Here is a 19,401-nt window from a genome sequence, read left to right as displayed (position 1 = left end):
CCACTCACTGCCTACGGTTGATCGGATCCACTGTCCGCCGGCCCCGCGAAGTGCGCTGTGTGCAACGCGAGCAAGGAGATGCACCGTGAGCAAGCTGGATATCCGATTCCGGACGAGCGCCGACATCAGGCCGCGCACGGCTGCGTCGTTCTTCCACGACGAGCTGCCCGTGCTCCTCGCGGGCCGCTCGGACATGGTCGAGTCCGCGCACCTGTACACGGCTGAGTCCCTCACCGTGACGACCGAGTCGGGGTCGTGGACCCTCTCGTGCGGCGAGGTCGGAGTTCAGGTTAGCGCTGGCAGATCAGGGGGCACCTCGGTCAACCTCAGTGACAACGACTTCAGCGACTTCCTCAACGACCTGACCACCGTGGAGATGTTGTTCAACGTCGAACGCGTGGTCCTTGCCAGCGGGACGCGCGGGACGACGAACTGCTGGGAGACCATCCTCCGTTCCCTTATCGACGGGATCCCGCTCTACAGCCCCGGCGCAGTCGTGCTTCGGAATCCCGACGGAGGGGCACTCGACCTCGGCACCTCCTTCGGCCCCGCTGCAGAGAGGTCCGACATGCAGGACTTCCTCGCCGAGGCGGGTTACCTTCATCTGTCGGGGTGGCTGGACGCCGACCTTATGGCGGAGATCGCGGAGGACATGGACCGGGAGTTCGCGAAGTGCACGTCGACGGACGGCTCGTGGTGGGTGACCTTGGCCGACGGCTCGCAGCTGCCGGCACGGGTCCTGGACTTCGCCGCGAAGAGCGACGCCGTGCGTCGGCTGCTCGCGTCCGATGCCTTTAACCATGCCGTCCAGGTCACGGACGACGGCTACCAGCACGCCTCCGCGGTCGAGGCCCTTCAGAAGCCGATCGGTGTCGTCACCGGGGTTAGCGACATCCCCTGGCACCGCGATTGCGACGGAGGCATGCATTCGTTCGTGTGCAGCTCGCTCACGATCGGCATCCAGGTGACCGGCGCCGGGCCCGGCTCCGCGCAGCTCGGCGTGATACCGGGATCGCACCGAGCACTGATCCCGAACATCAGATACCACGGTGTGCGAGGCGGTCTCGAGCCACAGTTCCTGACCACCGCCGCCGGGGACGTTACGGTCCATGCCTCGTGTCTCTTCCACACCGCGCTGCCGCCGACCGAGTACGAGCGGAAGGTCCTCTACATACCACTGTCGCTGCCGAAGGAGCCTGCGCTCGAGGCCGTCCTATCCGACATGGCCAAGCGGCGCCAAAACGTCGGCGCGCGACCCGCCGGAGTCTGAGCGGCCCAGGGCTCGCTGCCTCGCTCAGCGGGCGAGGAGCACCGACGAGCCGTGGCCGAACAGGCCCTGGTTCGCCGTGATCCCGACCCGGGCACCCTCGACCTGACGACCGGTCGCCTGGCCGCGCAGCTGCCAGGTGAGCTCGCAGACCTGGGCGAGCGCCTGGGCCGGCACCGCCTCGCCGAAGCAGGCCAGGCCGCCGGACGGGTTGACCGGGATCCGGCCGCCGATCGTGGTGTCGCCGGCGCGGAGCAGCACCTCAGCCTCGCCACGCTTGCAGAGCCCGAGGTCCTCGATCCAGTCGAGCTCGAGCGCGGTCGACAGGTCGTAGACCTCGGCCACGTCCACGTCGTCCGGGCCGATGCCGGCCTCCTCGTAGGCCGCGAGCGCGAGCGACTCCTTGAACGTCCGCTCCGGCGCCCCGCCCGCGGCGTGATCGGTCGACAGCAGCGGCATGTCGATGACGGTGTTCGGGAAGGTCGGCGTCACCGTCGACACCGCTTCGACCCGCACCGGCCCTGCAGCACCGCCGAGACCGTGCCGGCGCGCGTAGTCGAGGCTGGTCAGCACCACCGCGGCCGCTCCGTCGGAGGTCGCGCAGATGTCGAGCAGGTGCAGCGGGTCCGAGACGATCGCCGAGCCGAGCACGTCCGCGACAGCGACCTCCTTGCGGTAGCGGGCGTAGGGGTTCTCCAGCCCGTGCCGCGCGTTCTTGACCTTGACCTGCGCGAAGTCCTCGCTGGTCGCGCCGTAGAGGTCCATCCGGCGGCGCGCGTAGAGCGCGAAGTACGCCGGGTTCGTCATGCCGAGCAGCCGGAACCGCAGCCAGTCCGGGTCGGTCCACCGCTCGCCGGCGTTCGGCGCGAGGAAGCCCTTCGGTGTGGTGTCCGCACCGACGACCAGCGCGATCTCGGACAGACCCGCGAGGATCCGCGCCCGCGCGGTGTCGAGGGCCTGGGCACCCGTCGCGCAGGCGGCGTACGACGTCGCGATCCGCGCGCCGTTCCACCCGAGTGCCGACGCGAAGGTCGAGCCCGCGACGTAGCCGGCGTAGCCGTTGCGCACCGTCTCGCCACCGACCACGAAGTCGACGTCGCGCCACGCGATGCCGGAGTCGGCAAGCGCGGTACGGGCCGCGTGCACGCCGTACTCCACGAACGGGCGGCCCCACTTGCCCCAGGGGTGCATGCCGACACCGGCGACGGCGATCGCGTTGCTCACTGGTCTGCCTCCTCGCCGAGCTCCACGACAGGCTTCCAGCGCCAGATCGTGCGCTCCCCGGTCTCGTCCTCGTAGAGCGACTCCACGACCAGCTCGACCTCGGCGCCGACCGCGAGGTCGCGCACGCCGTAGCCGTCGGCCACCTGGCCGAGCACGACCAGACCCTCCGGCAGCTCGACCGCGGCGAGCGCGAACGGCTCGAACGGGTCCGTGGTCGGGACGTACGGCGCCGGCGGCTGGTACTGCGCGTCCGTGTAGGACCACACCCGGCCGGCCCGGGACAGCTCGGCCGGCTCGTGCTGCTCGCCGTCGCACACCGGGTTGCGGCAGAAGCTCGCCGCTTCCGGCGGGGGCGGCGGGAACACCAGGGTCCCGCACGCGGTGCACCGCGACGCGACGAGCCGCGGCTCCTCTCCCGTCGTGAACCAGCCCTCGATCACCGGGATCGCCGTCATGTCACGAGCGGCGGTCACGTCGCAGCCCGCTCTCGTTCGGCGACGAGGTCGAGCGCAATGTCGATGATCATGTCCTCCTGGCCGCCGACAAGCGCACGTCGTCCGCACTCCATGAGCAGCGAACGGGTGTCGAGGTCAAAGCGGGTTGCCGCCGACTCAGCGTGCCGCAGGAAGCTGGAGTAGACACCGGCGTACCCCAAGGTCAGAGTCTCGCGGTCCACCCGGACCGGGCGGTCCTGGAGCGGGCGTACGATGTCGTCCGCGGCGTCCTGGAGCGCGAACACGTCGCATCGGTGGTCGAAGCCGCAAATGTCGGCGACCGCAACGAACGCCTCGATCGGACAGTTGCCTGCCCCTGCGCCGTGGCCGGCCAGTGAGGCGTCGACGCGATAGACCCCGTTCTCGACGGCCACGACAGAGTTGGCTACGGAGAGCGAGAGATTCTCGTGAGCGTGGATCCCGATCTCGGTGTTCTCGTCCAGCAGGTCGCGATAGGCCAGGACCCGTGCGGCGACGTCGGTCATCGTCAGTCGTCCGCCGGAGTCGGTGACGTACACGCAATGCGCGCCGTAGGACTCCATCAGCTTCGCCTGCGCGGCGAGCTCGGCCGCAGGTGCCAAGTGGCTCATCATCAGAAACCCGGCGACGTCCATCCCGATCTCGCGGGCGGTGGCGATGTGCTGCGCGGCCACGTCCGCCTCCGTGCAGTGGGTGGCGACCCGCACCGAGCGGACGCCGAGACTATAGGCGTGCTTGAGCTCCGCGATGGTGCCGACCCCGGGCAGCAGCAATGTTGTGAGGCGGGCGCTGCCGATCACCTCAGCCGCGGCCTCAATCCACTGCCAGTCGGTGTGGGAGCCGGGGCCATAGTTGACGGAGCCACCGGCCAGCCCGTCCCCGTGCGCTACCTCGATGGCGTCGACGCCAGCAGCGTCGAGCGCCGCGACGATGCGGCGAACGTTGTCCGGCGTTATCCGGTGGCGGACGGCGTGCATGCCATCGCGAAGTGTGACGTCCTGGACGAAGATCGGAAACGTGGTTTCGGGGGTGCTCATCGGGTGGTTTCCTTTGCTGCAGCGATCCGCTCGGCCGCCTGCAGGGCCGCGGAGGTCATGATGTCGAGGTTGCCGGCGTACGCCGGGAGGTAGTGGCCAGCCCCCTCGACCTCGAGGAACACCGAGACCTGGTGGGTGGGGCGCTGGGTCTCACCCTCCAGCAGCAGCGTCTCGACCGGCTGATCCGACGGGATCTCGGTGACCTGGACCGACTGCTTGAGCCGGTAGCCGGGCACGTAGGCCGCGACATCGGCCACCATCTTCTCCACCGAGGTCGCGATCTCGTCGGCCACGCCCTTTTCGGTCGATGCGACCAGGCAGAACACGGTGTCCCGCATGATCAGCGGCGGTTCTGCCGGATTGAGGATGATCACTGCCTTGCCGCGCCTCGCGCCCCCCACCTCGACGATCGCCCGCGAAGTGGTCCCGGTGAACTCGTCGATGTTGGCGCGGGTGCCGGGGCCAGCCGAGCGTGAGGAGATCGATGCGACGATCTCGGCGTACAACACCGGCACCACCCGGGCAACGGCTGCCACAATCGGGATCGTGGCCTGGCCTCCACACGTGACCATATTGATGTTCGGAGCGTCGAGGTTCTCGTCGAGGTTGACCGCCGGCACGACGTACGGCCCGATGGCTGCCGGCGTCAGGTCGATCAGCCGCTTGTCGTACGGCGCCAGCCGTGCACTGTTCGCCACGTGGGCCTTCGCGGAGGTCGCGTCGAAGACGATCTCGATGTCCTCGAAGCCGGTCATCGCCACCAGACCGCCCACCCCGTCCGCAGTCGTCGGGACGCCGAGCCGGGCAGCGCGCGCCAGCCCATCGGAGGCTGGGTCGATGCCAACCATCACCCCCATCTCCAGGTTCTCGGCGGTCCGCAACACCTTGATCATCAGGTCGGTCCCGATGTTGCCCGATCCGATGATTGCTACCTTGACCTTGATGTTGCTCATCACTGTTCCTCCTCGCTGAACCGGGCGGTCACGGTGCCGAGCCCGGAGATGGTGGCGACGACGACTCCGCCGGGATGGACAGGACGCATCGGGCCGAGCGCGCCGGATAGCACCACCTGCCCCGCCCGCAGCGGGTCGCCGAACGTGCGCGCCTGGTGGGCCAGCCAAGCGACGGCGCGCATAGGGTCGCCGAGGCAGGCCGCGCCGTTGCCGCTGGACACTTCGCGGCCGTCGATCGTCATCGACATCGTGACGTCGACCGGCTCCACCTCGCCGAGAGTGCGCCGCTCGCTGCCGAGCACGTAGAGACCCGAGGAGGCGTTGTCAGCGACCGTGTCACCGAAGCTGATATTCCAGTCGGCGATCCGGCTGTCGACGATCTCCAGCGCCGCGGCAACCGCGCCGACCGCCCGACGGATCCGAGCGAGGTCCAACGGGCCGTCGGCGAGATCTTCAGCCAGCACGAACGCAACCTCGGCCTCCGCCTTCGGCTGTAGCAGCCGCCGAATTGGGATGAGTTCGGCGTCCCCATACTCCATGTCGTCGAAGAGCACCCCGAAGTCGGGCTGGTCGACGCCGAGCTGGGCCTGCACCGCCTCCGAAGTCGCCCCGATCTTTCGACCTACCACCCGGGCGCCCCGCGCCCGGCGCGCGTCATTGAAATATTGCTGAACCAGGTACGCCGCCGCGATGTCGTCGGCACCGATCATGTCCCGGACCGGCGCGCACGGGCTCCCACTGAAGTGGGCCTCGACTAGGCGAACGCCCGCGGCCACGATCACCTCGGGTGCCACACTGGTCGTCGGCCGCGTCGAGATCGCCGTCGCGCCGACCCACGCGGCGTCGTACTTCGGTGCCGTCATCACTCGCCCTTCATTCGCGATCGACAACCACTCTGCGGCTGGCCAGATTCTTCATGCCAGCGGATCGTCTCGTTCAGCGATACGCTCGGGTCAGGAGGCCCAATGTCCGAAAAGGTGGCGCTCGACACCGTGCTCGGCAAGGCGATGCGGATCCTGCATGCATTCGCAGCCGACGACCAAACGGTCAGCCTTGCCGAGCTCGTGCGCCGAACCGGGCTACATAAGGCAACTACCTACAGACTCGCCAACGAGCTAGTGCAGCACCGGATGCTTGACCGGACGGAGCACGGCTACCGGCTCAGCGGTGGACTCTTCGAGCTCGGAATGCGCGCCTCGGTGGAGCGCAGCCTGCTGCAGGTTGCGATGCCGTTCATGCAGGACCTCTACGAGCGCACCCACGAGACCGTGCACCTGGGCGTCCGCGATGGCCACGAGGTGGTGTACGTCGCCAAGATCGGCGGTCACCGGCAGGCGCGAATGCCGTCGCGTGCCGGCGGACGGATGCCGCTGCACTGCACCGCGATCGGCAAAGCCCTGCTCGCCCACGCAGATCCTGATCTTCAAAACGCTGTGCTCACGGCGCCAATGGCGCGGCGTACACCCCACACGATCATCGCCCCCGGCCGGCTCCAGCGCCAACTGAGGGCCATCCTCGAGCAAGGTGTCGCGTTCGAGCAGGAAGAGTCGACCCTCGGCATCGTGTGCGCGGCAGCGCCGGTGCTGCTGGAGGACCAGGAGGTCGTCGGCGCTCTCAGCGTCACCGGTCCTACCAGCCGGTTCCGCCCCGAGCAGCACGTCGCGGCGATCCGGGCGGCCGCGGCCGGGCTCGGCAGCACGATCCAGCGCCGCCGCAACCTCGGCAGCGGAGTATGAGGCACCCGCCTGCCGGCGTCGGCGAGTCCCGGTGATCGGGAGGTTAGGCGACAGGCGGCGCGAGGACCTGCAAACCTTACGAGCGCCCCGGTGGTCCGCAGCGTGTCGCGAGACCCGCCTCAGCGTCGCACGGCGCGCGTCACACTCCAGACTCGGGATCCCGGGTGGCCCAGGCGCCGCCCGGGGTCCCGGTACCACTCCTTCCAGGACTCCCCGCACGAACGCGGTCGATACGATCGGCATCCTCAAGGGCAGCGGTGCTCAACGAACGGGCCGGCGACGCGGCTCCCCTACGCAGGACACCACATCGCGCTCGACCGTCAGAAGCGGTCGCGAGGCCGTGGCCGTCCCCGACCACAGGATGGCTTGTTCACTGAACAGTGTGCACGCAACCGCACGGCCGGAGGCGCGATCGAAACCAAAATCGGCGTCGCATCACGGAAACATCTGTCTCCGTCGCCGCAATACAAGCCAATCAGTTCTTGGAACCGGGTGCATGATGACCTGCGAGGCGAGGTCCGTGACAGTGGAGCTGATCCTTGTAATCCGACGGAGTGCTCGGTGCGCTCATGTCGGTCCCTTCTCTCGAGCTCTCTCCGCCGCCGAAGGAGATGTTAGATACGTGGGGCGGTGGCCGCCGCAGGATTATTCCGAGCGGCGGCCACCACGTCAATGAGGCCTATTGTTTGGCAGGCGCGTCGCCGGTAGTGGTCCGGGCGCGGGGCTCACCACACCCCGGCCGGCGCGCCACCTGCGGTCACACAGCGTTAGGCGAGTGTGCGCACTATATTTCTGCTACTCGACGACGCGCCGCTTGACAAAGTCTGCAATGAGGTCTGCGATAAGTTCAGGATCCTCAAACATGGGGTAGTGCCCGATACCATCGAGCATCGCAATCTCCGCCTGATCGCCGACCATTGCTGCAGACTGCTCGATCAGTTCGGCCGGGAGCCAGAAGTCATCATTTCCCTTCACGACAAGGACAGGGCACTGGGAATCGCCCAACAAATGGCGCACGTCGTGCGCGGCCCAGCCCTGAATGTCCCCGTTTCCAGCCTCGTGCGCATTCTGGTGCTGCCACCAAAGCTCCTTCACCTTCTCCGCGCGCGCCAACGTCGGCTTTCCGAGCGAATCGACTGCGGCATACTCCAGGAATGGCTTCCACGCAGTCGACCACGACGGACGCGCTAGATCGACCGGCGCCGGCAGGATACGAGAGCCCCATGCCAGACCTTCCATCGGGATGATTGCGCGGAAGGCATCGCTGTGGTGCGCAATCAGATCAAAGGAAATGCAACCGCCGATCGAGCATCCAGCGACGACTGGCTTCTCGTCACCGAAGACCTCTCGTGCAAAACGGAACACAAACTCCGCATGCTCATGAAGACTCGTGGTCGCGCGCCAGTTTTGCGGATACGAACGAGAGTGCCCGGGCAGGTCAAGCGCTACAGCACGAAACCCTCGCGCAGCAAGGAGTGGGAGTAGATATTGGTACTCCCGCGAGTCCGATCCTGCAGTGTGAATTCCGATGAATGGAATGCCGGTGCCAATCTCATCGTAGAACGTCCGAGTCCCGTCGATGCGGATGTAGTGGCCGGTTAGTTCCTCAGTAGACATGGGTGCCTGCCTTTCTGTCCGGCTCAGCGAACGCGACGATAGGTTTCAGCAAAGAGAAGAACCAGGCGACGCAGCCCGACATGGACCCGGCCAGCTTCGAATCCGTTGCCGCTGATCTGGATCTCTGGCGTTCGGTAGCCCCCGCCCTCGACCTCGGCATCTGCATAAGAGGCCAAGTGTCGCGAGCCCGCTGAGACGGCGTCACTAAACGTCAACTCGCCTGATACGACCCTGCTCCAAGCATCCTCGGATCCGGCGAGGCCAATCGTCGCACCAAAAGCAGGTGTGTGGTCCATCGAGTCGATCACCTGGCCGCGGTAGATCTTCAGCCAAAGTTGTTCGGATCCGACTGTCACCGCGATTGATCCGTCAAACCAGCGCATCTCTGACGAGAACTCCTCGTCGTCGTTGAGCCGACCGACGAACTCGTCCTTGCGGTCGAGCGTCCCGATAGCCATTCCGTCTCCTTTTCACATTACCCGACCGACTGGACGGTTGGTCGATCGTAGGACCGTGGCCGGCATCGGTCAAGGGCTCGCCGCGTCTCACTTCGGCTGCGCACGAAACCGTGAACCTGACTGGGCATGGGAAGTGGTTCATCGATGACGTCTCGTGCCGAGATAGCCGCGAAGCGTCCGTGGCGGCGTCGAAGGCGGACCGCCGTCGGCTTGCTGGATGAGGCGGGGTTGGTCAAGGCCTGGTCTCGGGACAACCCCGGCGGCGACTGGCCGCGGCAGCAAGAATCCATCTCGGCAAGGGACATGACGTCGCCGTGGGCCTCAGCCGACGGCAGGCGAACATGGTGCTCTCGTCGGCGGCTTTGCGCAGCGAAACGCGTGCGGTGTGGACCGTGGTGCATGTAGGCGTCCACTCCTCCGCGAGGGTGCTCGCAGGGTCATGACGCCCGTTCGAGACGACCAACCTGGTCGCCGCGGCGACCCCGGGATGCTCGCGTTCTCGGAACTGCGGAGATCAGAATCGCGCCTGCTGCCGCGAACGCTGCGAACATGTAGAAGTTCCATTGGAAGCCGAGCGCGCTGCCGGCCACGAGCCCACCCAAGATCGGGCCGAGGATGGCGCCAACGCGCCCGATCCCGAGCGACCAGCCCAAGGCCGTGGCTCGGCTCGCATCCGGGTAGTGGACAGCGACGTATCCGTTAACCAAGATCTGGCTTCCAGTGCCCGCCCCGGCGATGGCAACGCACAGCAGCAGCAGTGCGAGCGTCAGGTTCACGCTCAAGAGGAGGATCGCCGCGGCCGCAGACAAGAAGGCTCCGACAGCGACGGGCTTCACGCCGATCCGGTCGGCGATCCTGGAGGCGAAGATCGTGCCAATGATCCCTCCTGCGTTGAGCACCAGCAGGAAGGCCAATGAGCGGCCCAGCTCGAAGCCTGCAGAGCTCATGATGCTCGGCAGCCAGGTGTTCAGGCCGTAGACCAGCAGAAGTCCACAGAAACTGGCCAGGGGGAAAAGCAGTGTGGCTGCCAGGTAAGGACGGCTAAAGAGCGTGCGAATGCCGGCCAGCCGGTCAACCTCGTCAGGTGCTGACCGGGCGGATTGGCCGTTCTCGTTGAGGTCGATCCCGTATTGGCTTGCCAGAGCAGCCGCCTCGGCGTGTCGGCCCTTGGCGACGAGAAAGGCGGGCGATTCGGGCAGGTAGCGCCATGCCACGGGAACCACGAGGATCAGCGGGAGCGCACCGATCGCGTACATGACCCGGAAGTCGACGTGCGGCAACAGGACCAGTCCCGCGAGGGCGGTGAGGATGCCACCGACGAAGTAGCCGCTGTACATCAGCGCGTTGTTCAGCTGCCGCCGGCTCTTCGGCGAGTACTCGACAGTAAGTGCAATCGCAGTGGGCACCACACCACCAAGGCCGACGCCGGCGAGGAACCGCACGATCCCGAGCATCTCGGGACTCGATGACAGAGCGGACAAACCCATCGCCAGCGAGAACCACGTCACCGAGACCAGGATGATCTTGCGGCGCCCGATGATGTCCGTGAGCGCTCCGGCGCTCAGCGCACCGATCAACATGCCGACGAGCGCGTAGCTTCCGATCGCGCCGGCTTCTTCTGGCGTGACCCCCCACTCCTGGTACTCGAGGATCGACGGGATCGTGCTGCCGTAAACGACAAGGTCATAGCCGTCGAAGACGATCGTCACGAAGCAGATCAGGACGACGAACGACGGACTGCGCCGTGGCAATTCAGGGGCGAGAGAGTTGGCGGGCATGTTGATCCTCGTTTGCGGGTTGGGCTCCGAATGGATGGCGCCACGCTGCGGTTCGTGACGTGGGTCACCGCTTTCACAAAAGCGAAACACATGCTTGACCTATCGTCAAGATTTTGTTTCGATTGTTCGGTCCGGTGGTCCCCCGAGCACCGCGCCCATGATGAGAGGACACTGTTGAGATGCCTGTTGGCCCTGTCGTTGTGGAGCCGGTCAGCACCGGATGCGTGCCCTGGCCAGAAGACGAAGAAAGGGAATACCGCGACCGCGGATGGTGGGCTGGGGTGCCGATCGGATCCCTCCCGGCGCAATGGGCACGCAACGCCCCGCCGCATCCCGCCCTGATCGACGGCGAGCGATCGCTCAGTTACGCCGAGCTCGCGCAGCAGGTCGAGGCCCTGGCTGGCGGTCTCGCGCAACTGGGGTTGCGCGGAGGAGACTTCGGCGACCGTGTGCTCGTTCATCTTCCGAACGGCTTGGAGATCGTGACCATGGTCCTGGCGTGCACGCGTCTTGGTGTAGTGCCGGTGCTCTCCCTGCCGAGTCACGGTGAGTCGGAGCTGGCCGACCTTGCGACTCGTAGTCAGGCTCGCGCGCTCGTCGTACCCCGTCGGCACCGCGGTCGCGACCTGGCCGAGATGGGCGCGCGCCTCGTGGGCGACGTCCCGTCACTTCGGCACCTGCTGGTCGCTGCTCCCGAGCCCATCAGCGAGGTTCCGGACTACGCGGTTGATCTCTCGCAGCTGGCATCGACCTCCTCGGAGATCACCGGCCTTGCGCATCCAGCGCCGTCCGCAGTCGCCCTCCTACTGTTGTCCGGAGGCACCACCGGCACCCCGAAGCTGATCCCGCGCACCCACGACGACTACGTGTACAACCTGCGCGCGAGCGGCGAGGCCTGCGCGTGGGACAGCTCCACAGTCTTCCTGGCGAGCATTCCAGTCGCCCACAACTTCGGCTTGGGCTGCCCAGGCGTGCTCGGCGTACTCGAAGCCGGTGGTACCGCGGTCCTCAACCCGTCGCCCGAGCCGGAGGCGGCATTCGCGTCGATGAACAAGCACGGAGTGACTCACGCAGCCGCGGTTCCGGCAGTGGCGCAACGCTGGCTTGATTACGCCGTCTCAACCGGAACCGACGTGCCCTCCCTCCGCGTTCTCCAGGTCGGCGGTGCCCGACTCGCGGAGGAGGTGGCTCGCCGTCTCGAGCCCGGCCTCGGGGTCCGCCTCCAGCAGGCACTCGGGATGGCCGAAGGGCTGATCAACTACACCCGGCTAACCGATCCTCCGGAGGTGGCCTGGCAGACGCAGGGACGACCCATCAGCCCGGGGGACGAGGTCCGGGTCGTCGACTCGGAGGGCGCTGACGTGCCCGCTGGCGAGGTTGGTGAGCTGTGGACTCGGGGCCCTTACACCATCCGTGGCTACTGGCGCGCAGAGGAGCACAACCGACGAGCCTTTGCCCCGGGTGGCTGGTACCGCTCCGGGGACCTGGTCCGCGTCCACCCCACGGGCAACCTCGTCGTCGAGGGCCGGCTCAAGGACGTCATCAACCGCGCAGGTGAGAAGATCTCGGCAGAGGAGATCGAGAACATCATGTATGCCCTGCCGGGGGTGGAGCAGGTCGCCGTCGTCGCCGCGCCTGACCCGGAGCTTGGCGAGAAGATTGCCGCAGTTGTCGTCACAGCTCGCGACCTGCCAGACTTGACGATCGAGGCGGTCGCCCAGCATTTCGAGGCCCGCAAGGTTGCCCGCTTCAAGACTCCCGAACTCCTCCTCGTCGTGCCCGGTCTACCACTCACCAAGGTCGGGAAGATCGACAAGAGCGAGGTGCGGCGCATGGTCGCCGGCCAGTCTCCAATCGGTCCGGATCATTCCCGCACGTCGCGCCAAGGAGGGGATCCGGCTCCTCTGACCGACCGTTGAGTCATCCTGGCCGGGACAGGCAGGCTGTGCCCGGCGGTTTTACGAACGCGCCCGATCCGGCAGCGGTCGCCCCGGGGCGACCACGCGTCCAGGGCACAGAAGGTTTCGTAGCGCACCAGTGACCGGCGCTCGTGGAGCACTGCGTGGTCATCAAGCCACCAAATGGTCGAACGCGCGCATGTGGCCCGACGCCGTGGCGGTCCCGGGCACCTGCCGCACCGTCGGGCCTCGAAGTTGGGCAATCACCAGGGGACGGCGACCCGGAGGAGCATCTACGTCGTGCCCAGGTCCAGCGCCCGCCGACGTCGGCGGCCCTCGGCCCGATCAGACCACGCCCCCACTCCCGCATGCCCCCGCAGCTAAGGCGTAGCGCCTGGCCATGCTGCCAAAGCGTTCCACTTCAGGGGCGGGCCGTCGGTGACGGCTGGGTGGTCTGGACGCTGCGGCTGGACGATGGGTCCGCGGCCCGGTGATCAGCTGGGTCCAGGCAGCCTCCCAGGGCCGGTCTCGGGTAGGTGCAGGGTGATGCGTCGCATTGAGGTCGAGAACGAGCTCAACGGCCGCCCGCGACTCATCCTCGGCGACGCGCGCCAGTCGAGCTGTTCAATGCACTGCTAACGTCCGCACCTACCCAGAGGTTGCGATGACTCCTGGAAACCAAGGCGCCGGATCGGCCTCAGATTCGAGCGTTGCTGACACCCGGACGGAAGGTGCGCGAGCGCGGGGTTCAGGTCCGCGTGGACCTGCTCGATGATCGCCGGACCGCGGTGGGTCTGGTCCGCTGCGACGGTGTCGAGGATGGCGGGGTCGCCGTGGGTGAAGAACGCGTGGAACCGCCGCAGGTCGAATAGGGGCGTCCTGGCCGGCGGAGCGGTGCCTGTTGACGTCCAGGTCCGGGATCCGTCGCACTATTAGCCTCGCGCGCCGAGGTATTGAGATCTCGTGCACCGCATTTGCCGCACAGCAGAGGGCCGAGCAGGTTCCGGGCCGGATCTAGCGTCCGGTGGCTTCATCAACGATCGCGTCGGTGTACTCGATGGTGGTCCACGCGTCGTCGGTGATGGCGGCGATCGCGATTGATCTGGGCGTTCATCCAGACAGTCACCGACACCCGGCGCCGCCGTTCAACGCGGCGTGGACCGGTCCGCGGCCGAAGAACGCCGCGTCCATTCGCACAGAATCCGCGCCCCGGAGCCAGGGAACTGGCGGGCAGTCTTGGTCGCGTCGCCGACCAGCCGCTTCGCGCAAGGGAGGAGTTGCACTGCCCCCTGCGCAGCCGCTGCGCCAAGATCACCGGCGAGAAGGTTGTCGTGAGCGTGGCAAGCAGCGCGTTCAGGCAACGGATTCTGTTGTAGCCAAGCCCGGTGTCCTGCTTGGCGCGACCTGGGACCTCGACCGCGGTGTCGTCCACGTCGACCCACGTGTACCCGCCCTGTTGGTCATCGGCGCGCATGGATATCTCGGTGCCAACCAGGCTGGTCCGCCGCGCGCGCAGGAACCTCGAGGCGACCGCGTCGAGGTGACGGATATGCCCGAAAGTCAACCCCCGCAGGAACGATGCCAACGTCGAGGGCGCGTAGGACCGGGCGAAAGACCTGCCCATCCCGCCATGCCGAAGCACCGCCATGTCGTCCATCGAATCGGCTCCCGCGGCCATCCCCGCGACCAGCGAGTAGACCCTCAGCCCGGCGTTCGCGCCATTGTTCGCGCCATGTCGGTCGGCACCGTCAGGTGCTCAACGGCAACATGCGCAACCTCGCTCGGTCGGCCAGCACGACGACCGGCACCAAGCCCGCCGACGACACTAGATTCGGGGTCGTCGAACATCGCCGACGTCGCGCGCAAACTGGAGGGTTGCACTCGACGGATGCCCTTCGGCCCGCAAGGGCTTTCGCTTGTTCCGGCGCGCTCACCGAATCCGACCGGATCGAATCATCGGTGAGTCCGGGCTCAAGCGCGATCAACTGCCGTCCGCACGTCACAAGTGCCAGAAACCACGCCACGCGTCTCGCTGGCCGAACGCCTACCGGCCGGCCCGCGTGTGAGTCGAGGCGATGCGGCTGGGATCGAGATGCGCCCCGGTGCGGTCCTCGTACCTGACGGCACCGTGCGCAGTGACCCTCACTTTCAGCGTACCGATGCCCTCGATGCCCATCTCGATAGTGTCCCCGTCGCCGACGGGAGCGACGCCGGCAGGAGTTCCGGTTGCGATGACATCGCCGGGTTCGAGGGTCATGACCGAGCTCGCGTAGGCCACCAACGTCGGTACGTCGAAGATCAGGTCGGCGAGGCTTGTCGATTGCCGCTCGACGCCATTCACGCGACACCACAGGTTTAAGCCCGCGGGGTCGCCGACCTCGTCCTTGGTCACGATCCATGGTCCGATCGGCGTGAAGGTGTCGAAGGACTTGCGCGTCGAGCGATCCTCGGTGGAGCGCAGGCTCATATCGAGCACACAGGTGAAGCCGAAGACCGCGTCCATCGCGGATTCCACGGAGAGGTGGCGGGCGTGTCGGCCGATCACGACACCGAGCTCGGCCTCTTGGTCGAAACGCCTGTCGGTATAGGGCAGCACAACGTCCTGGTCGGGTCCGATCACGCTGGTGCGCGCCTTGAGGAAGATGCCCAGGTCGGCGACCGTGTGCTCCACGTGCATCTCCGCCTTGTGGTCGAGGTAGTTGACCGGGGCCGCAAGGATCTTCGGCGGGAGCGGGAGCGGGGAGAGCAACTGAACCTCGCTCAGATGGCGACTTGGGGCGGTGGGGTCGAGCTCGACAACGCCACCGTTCTCGAGGTGCTCGATCAGTCGCTGGAGTGGGAAGCCTCGGCCGCCTTCCCCCGGTACCAAGTGAGTGATATCCAGAATGTCGTCGCCGACGACGACCCCGAGTAAATGCTCGGCATGGCCGTCACGGCGGTCAGCGCGTCGATCGGTGAAGTGGGCAAGCCTCATGGCTGGTTCCTTTCTGGGCCGGCTCCGGTCGCATCGTCCAGGACGATGACGGCGTCGAGTGCGACGAGTCCTTGGTCGGTCGAGCGGAGCGGGTTGACATCGATCTCTCGTACTTCCGGGTGCGTTGCCAAGAGGGCTCCAAGCCGGTGGACGAGATCGGCCAACTCTTTGACGGCCGAAGGCCCCATGGCATCCAGGAGCGCGGGCGGCATGGACGCGACCGCTTCCTCCGCGCCAGCCCGCGTGAGAGGGGCGGTCCGGACGATCGGTGGCTGTCCCCATTCGACGCCGGTGCCACCGGCGCCGAGGGCGACGGTGGCGCCGAATGAGCCGTCGCGCACACCGCCGAGGATGAGTTCGACACCGTCGCCCACCTGCTCCTCGACCAGCCATCGCGGGGTACCAGAGGTCGCGGCGCCGGTTGCCGCCAGTGCAACCTGCAAGTCGGCTTCAGTAGATACGTTGAGGTGGACGCCGCCGACGGCGCTCTTGTGGGTCACTTCGGCATCGAGGAGCTTGACCACGACTGGCTTCGCAAGCCGAACGAACGCGGCTTCGACGTCGGTGGTCTCATCGCAGACCACCCGTCTGGGTGTGGCGAATCCGATGGCCTGCAGCACTGCCTTGCCCTGAGCCTCGTCGAGGTTGCCGTGTCCGGTGAGTCCCTCGATCTGCATCGCGGCTTCCTCGGCGCCTGGGCGGTTCGTGCTCTGATCGCCCGCGTGCTCGTCAACGGCTGCCGCGTGCAGGTGCCGGACGCGGGCGTCGGTCACGAGGCAGTCCATGGCGAAAGCGCCGCGATCCGGGGCGTCGACCGTCCAGATGCCCTTGTCTGCCAACTGGGCGCGCTGCGAGGCAATCTCGGCTCCGGGGCCGCCGGTCACGAAAACGGTGGGAGGCAGCGAGTGGGCGTCGCGTTCGAGGGTCTCGACAAGGTCGCGAGTGCCGTGCTCCTGGAGCGCGTAGACGATCATGCCGTCGATGCCAGGGTCGTTGCCGACCGCCTGCAGGATCTCGACGAAAGTCTCTCCGGGCCGGCCGGTGTCCACCGGATTCGCCTGATAGGTCAGCGGCGGTAGCAGTGACTCGATGACCGACTTCGTCTCGGGCAAGAGTGCGGGCACATCGATGCCAGCCGCGGCCAGCGCGTCGGTGATGATCAGACCGGGACCTGCCTGGCCGGTCACGATGCCTATGCCCGACCGGGCGCCGGGCCGCATGCGGGTGGTCGACAGGACGGCGACGGCATCGACCAGGTCGGTGAGGTTCTCGACGACCACGGCGCCTGCCTGTTCCAGGGCGGCCTTGGCCACGGCCCAATCTCCGACCATCGCGCCGGTGTGGGACTGCGCGAACTCACCGATGTCGGATCGGCCTACCTTCATGGCCACGACGGGTTTTATGGCTGCGGTACGGCGAATCGCCGCCATCAGGCGTCGACCGTCTGCGACTCCCTCGAGGTGAAGCGCGACGGCGTGTGTGGTCGGGTCGGACGCGACGTGGTCGAGGACATCGGCGAAGTCGACATCGACGGCGTTGCCGATACCAACCGCCAGGCTCAGCCCGAGGCCACGCTGTGCGGTCATGAAGGAGGCGGCCAGGTTGACGCCGCCGCTCTGGGCGATGATCGCCACGTGGCCCGGGCGTAGTTCGGCGACGCCGGGCATGAAGGTTGCGTGCACGAGCTGCCAGGGAGCTACGAAGCCCGAGGTGTTGGGGCCGAGGACGCGCAATCCGGTCCGACGAGAGAGTTCGTGGATCTGGTGCTGGAGTGCCGCGCCCTCCTCACCCGCCTCGGCGAATCCGCCGGTGCAGATCACCGCGGCGCCGACGCCGGCGTGGGCACTCTGTTCGAGGACACCCAACACTGCCGACGGTGGCACCGCGACGATCGCGAGATCGGCGGGCTCCGGCGTCGAGTCCACGTCAGGGTAGGCGGTCTTGCCGCCAATCATGTCCGCGCTCCGGTTGATGGGGTAGATCGCCCCGGGGAATCCCGCCAATACCGTCATGAGAGCTCCGCCCGCCTTCTCTGGATCCGCGGAGGCGCCCACAACGGCGATCGACTTCGGAGCAAACAACCGTGTCAGACCCCGCCTTGTCATCTCCGCCTGTGCTGGCGGCTCGACCGGGCTCATCGCTGAATCTCGCGAGCGTCGGCGGTCAGCATCTGCCGCTCTCCCGGCGTTGATCCGACGTGCGCCGGAGAGTCAAAAGGTGGATCCGGGGACTCTGCGCACGTCTGGTCACCGACCATCAGCATGCCGTCGACGTCGGATGCCTGTACCGCGACCAAGTCTGCCCGGCCGGCTAGGACCAAGGACTCCGCCAGGTCCGCGTCGGGCCCGGCCAGCACGGCTATGGTTGCGTGGCCATGGCGCAGTCGGAGAAGTTCACTCGTTCGGCGCTGAGCCACCGCCGTTTCGGCATAGCCGCCCGCGTCATCACCGGGCGGTGCCGCTTCGACGACCACGACGGCGTTCGGCTCCGTCGCCGTGACCAGATCGGAGACGTGCGCAGAGACCGCGTCGAGACGCGTCGGGGCGCATGTCCAGACGATCTTGGGCAGCCCGGGTGCGGACGCCACCGTGGCGTAGCCTCCGGCCGGTACACCGCCGCGGAGGTCGGGCAACGTCAGCCTGCCGGCGTCGACCGTGGCAGCGTGTTGACCTGCGTCGAGTGCGACGACCCGATCGACGAATGGCTCACACCCGAGCAGGTAGCTCATCCGGAGTCCGTCACGGGAGGGGTCGCCGGCGATGTCGGCAACCGTTCGGGCGATGAACCCTGGGTCGCCGTCGGCCAGTCGCCGTCGGCCGACTCGGCCGCTCCGGGTCAGGAAGTGGAAGGCGAACTGAGATGGCGCCAAGGCCGTCGCGTACTCACCGAAGTGCTCCCACCATGACAGGCTGGGGCGGGCAAGGCTCTGAATTCGCCGCACGTCGGCGAGCCGGATCCGCTCATAGTCAGCCAGTGCGGTCTGCAGGTCCTTGCCGGCCGCGACTGCATCGATCTGGCCGGCAAGCTCAAGCGCGTCCTCAAGGGCCATCTTGGTTCCGGAACCGACGGAGAAGTGGGCGGTATGCGCAGCATCGCCGAGCAGGACTGTCCGCCCGTCGATGCGCCAGCGGTTGGTCCGCACCGTGCGAAAGTTCGCCCAACGTGAGTTGTTGAGGATCATGCGGCCGCCGTCGAGGTGCTTGGCAAAGAGCCTCTCGACATAGGCGGCGCTGCCCTCGTCCGAGAGCCCCGGGGGCTGGGTTACGTCGAAGGCGTCAAGACCAGACCGTTGCCACGTGGCCTGATCAGTCTCCACCACGAAGGTGCTTCTCTTATCGTTGTATGGGTAGGCATGGACCGCGAACCAGCCGTCGGCATTCTTCTCGAAAAGGAATGTCATGCCGTCGAAGACCTTGGTAGAGCCGAACCAGATGAACTTCGCGGTCGCTTGCTCGACGCTGGCGCCCAACGTGGCTTCGTGGGAGCGTCGCCACAAGCTGTTACTGCCGTCTGCCACGACGACGACGTCGGCGTCGGCGAGCACAGGGTCACCGGGTGCGACGTCGCGAGCGCTGTGTACAACGGCGCCCGCGGCGCGCGCCCGGTCGAGCAGCGCACGAAGCAGGGTGCGCCGCTCGATGGCAGCGAACCCGTTGCCTTCGGCTCGAAAGCTGCGGCCCTTGATCCGAATGTCGATGCCTGGCCAGCGGCGCGAGGTCGCGAAGAGCGCGTCGAAGCCGCCGGGATCCCCGGCGACCAGGTTGCGCAAGGTGGGCTCGCTGAACACGACCCCGAAGCCGTACGTCGCCTCCGGCTCGTTCCGCTCGAAGACCTCCACACTGGCGCCGGGTGTGCGCTCGCGAATCAGGCTGGCCAGGTAGAGGCCACCTGGACCTCCGCCGACGATCGAGACCTTCATGACAAACCTCCTGGGAGCTCGCGAACGACCAAAGCGAAACATAACCTTGACGATCGGTCAAGGGATT

At 67.0% G+C, this 19,401-nt stretch carries 15 protein-coding genes; 3 read left to right on the top strand and 12 right to left on the bottom strand.

Features of this window, described 5'->3' with window-relative positions; all coding sequences use genetic code 11:
* Positions 1-85 precede the first annotated feature (85 nt).
* A complete protein-coding gene (locus D0Z08_RS05540) occupies positions 86-1,270 on the top strand; it encodes a phytanoyl-CoA dioxygenase family protein (RefSeq protein WP_118923431.1) in 1,185 nt (394 codons plus the stop codon).
* A gap of 24 nt (positions 1,271-1,294) precedes the next feature.
* Here the strand turns inward: D0Z08_RS05540 and D0Z08_RS05535 are convergent, their stop codons facing one another.
* From D0Z08_RS05535 to D0Z08_RS05515, 5 genes are read right to left on the bottom strand one after another with little or no spacing between them, the layout of a single operon-like run.
* A complete protein-coding gene (locus D0Z08_RS05535) occupies positions 1,295-2,491 on the bottom strand; it encodes a lipid-transfer protein (RefSeq protein WP_182481169.1) in 1,197 nt (398 codons plus the stop codon).
* Positions 2,488-2,964 (bottom strand): Zn-ribbon domain-containing OB-fold protein, encoded by a 477-nt coding sequence (locus D0Z08_RS05530; protein ID WP_245993667.1) that lies wholly within the window; start codon positions 2,962-2,964, stop codon positions 2,488-2,490. The genes D0Z08_RS05535 and D0Z08_RS05530 overlap by 4 nt, the downstream gene beginning before the upstream one ends.
* Entirely contained in the window at positions 2,961-4,001 is a 1,041-nt protein-coding gene (gene dmpG / locus D0Z08_RS05525; RefSeq protein ID WP_118923429.1) for a 4-hydroxy-2-oxovalerate aldolase, read from the bottom strand. Before dmpG ends, D0Z08_RS05530 begins: the two co-directional genes overlap by 4 nt.
* Entirely contained in the window at positions 3,998-4,954 is a 957-nt protein-coding gene (locus D0Z08_RS05520; protein ID WP_118923427.1) for an acetaldehyde dehydrogenase (acetylating), read from the bottom strand. Before D0Z08_RS05520 ends, dmpG begins: the two co-directional genes overlap by 4 nt.
* Complete coding sequence (locus D0Z08_RS05515; RefSeq protein ID WP_118923549.1) at positions 4,954-5,817, bottom strand: 2-keto-4-pentenoate hydratase; 864 nt, start codon at positions 5,815-5,817, stop codon at positions 4,954-4,956. Before D0Z08_RS05515 ends, D0Z08_RS05520 begins: the two co-directional genes overlap by 1 nt.
* 102 nt (positions 5,818-5,919) lie before the next feature.
* Here D0Z08_RS05515 and D0Z08_RS05510 point away from each other — a divergent pair, with 102 nt between their 5' ends.
* Positions 5,920-6,690: an IclR family transcriptional regulator gene (locus tag D0Z08_RS05510; protein ID WP_118923425.1), complete on the top strand. Its 771-nt coding sequence runs from the start codon at positions 5,920-5,922 to the stop codon at positions 6,688-6,690.
* Between the two features lie 795 nt (positions 6,691-7,485).
* On the opposite strand, the gene D0Z08_RS05505 is transcribed toward D0Z08_RS05510, so the two are convergent.
* From D0Z08_RS05505 to D0Z08_RS05495, 3 genes are all read right to left on the bottom strand, one after another.
* The gene (locus D0Z08_RS05505) at positions 7,486-8,307 is read right to left on the bottom strand and encodes an alpha/beta fold hydrolase (RefSeq protein WP_118923423.1); all 822 of its coding nucleotides are present in this window, start codon (positions 8,305-8,307) and stop codon (positions 7,486-7,488) included.
* Between the two features lie 23 nt (positions 8,308-8,330).
* On the bottom strand, positions 8,331-8,765 hold the full coding sequence (locus D0Z08_RS05500) for a hypothetical protein (protein WP_118923421.1): 435 nt from the start codon (positions 8,763-8,765) through the stop codon (positions 8,331-8,333).
* Positions 8,766-9,202: 437 nt separating this feature from the next.
* On the bottom strand, positions 9,203-10,543 hold the full coding sequence (locus tag D0Z08_RS05495; protein WP_118923419.1) for an MFS transporter: 1,341 nt from the start codon (positions 10,541-10,543) through the stop codon (positions 9,203-9,205).
* Between the two features lie 281 nt (positions 10,544-10,824).
* On the opposite strand from D0Z08_RS05495, the gene D0Z08_RS05490 reads away from it, so the two are divergent.
* A complete protein-coding gene (locus D0Z08_RS05490; RefSeq protein ID WP_220454060.1) occupies positions 10,825-12,462 on the top strand; it encodes a (2,3-dihydroxybenzoyl)adenylate synthase in 1,638 nt (545 codons plus the stop codon).
* 1,012 nt (positions 12,463-13,474) lie between these two features.
* Here D0Z08_RS05490 and D0Z08_RS31620 read toward each other — a convergent pair.
* The 4 genes from D0Z08_RS31620 to D0Z08_RS05475 all read right to left on the bottom strand — a co-directional run bounded on the left by D0Z08_RS31620 (position 13,475) and on the right by D0Z08_RS05475 (position 19,334).
* On the bottom strand, positions 13,475-14,098 hold the full coding sequence (locus tag D0Z08_RS31620) for a hypothetical protein (protein WP_147381327.1): 624 nt from the start codon (positions 14,096-14,098) through the stop codon (positions 13,475-13,477).
* Positions 14,099-14,485: 387 nt separating this feature from the next.
* On the bottom strand, positions 14,486-15,415 hold the full coding sequence (locus tag D0Z08_RS05485; RefSeq protein WP_118923415.1) for a fumarylacetoacetate hydrolase family protein: 930 nt from the start codon (positions 15,413-15,415) through the stop codon (positions 14,486-14,488).
* Complete coding sequence (locus D0Z08_RS05480; protein ID WP_118923413.1) at positions 15,412-17,553, bottom strand: acetate--CoA ligase family protein; 2,142 nt, start codon at positions 17,551-17,553, stop codon at positions 15,412-15,414. The genes D0Z08_RS05485 and D0Z08_RS05480 overlap by 4 nt, the downstream gene beginning before the upstream one ends.
* Positions 17,550-19,334, bottom strand: coding sequence for an FAD-dependent monooxygenase (locus D0Z08_RS05475; RefSeq protein WP_182481168.1), 1,785 nt, complete (start codon positions 19,332-19,334; stop codon positions 17,550-17,552). The genes D0Z08_RS05480 and D0Z08_RS05475 overlap by 4 nt, the downstream gene beginning before the upstream one ends.
* Between the last annotated feature and the right edge of the window lie 67 nt (positions 19,335-19,401).

The sequence above is a fragment of the Nocardioides immobilis genome, assembly GCF_003515065.1.
In the GTDB taxonomy this organism is placed as follows: domain Bacteria; phylum Actinomycetota; class Actinomycetes; order Propionibacteriales; family Nocardioidaceae; genus Nocardioides; species Nocardioides immobilis.
Note: the sequence above shows the minus strand (reverse complement) of the source record. Positions and strands in the feature narration are given on the sequence as shown.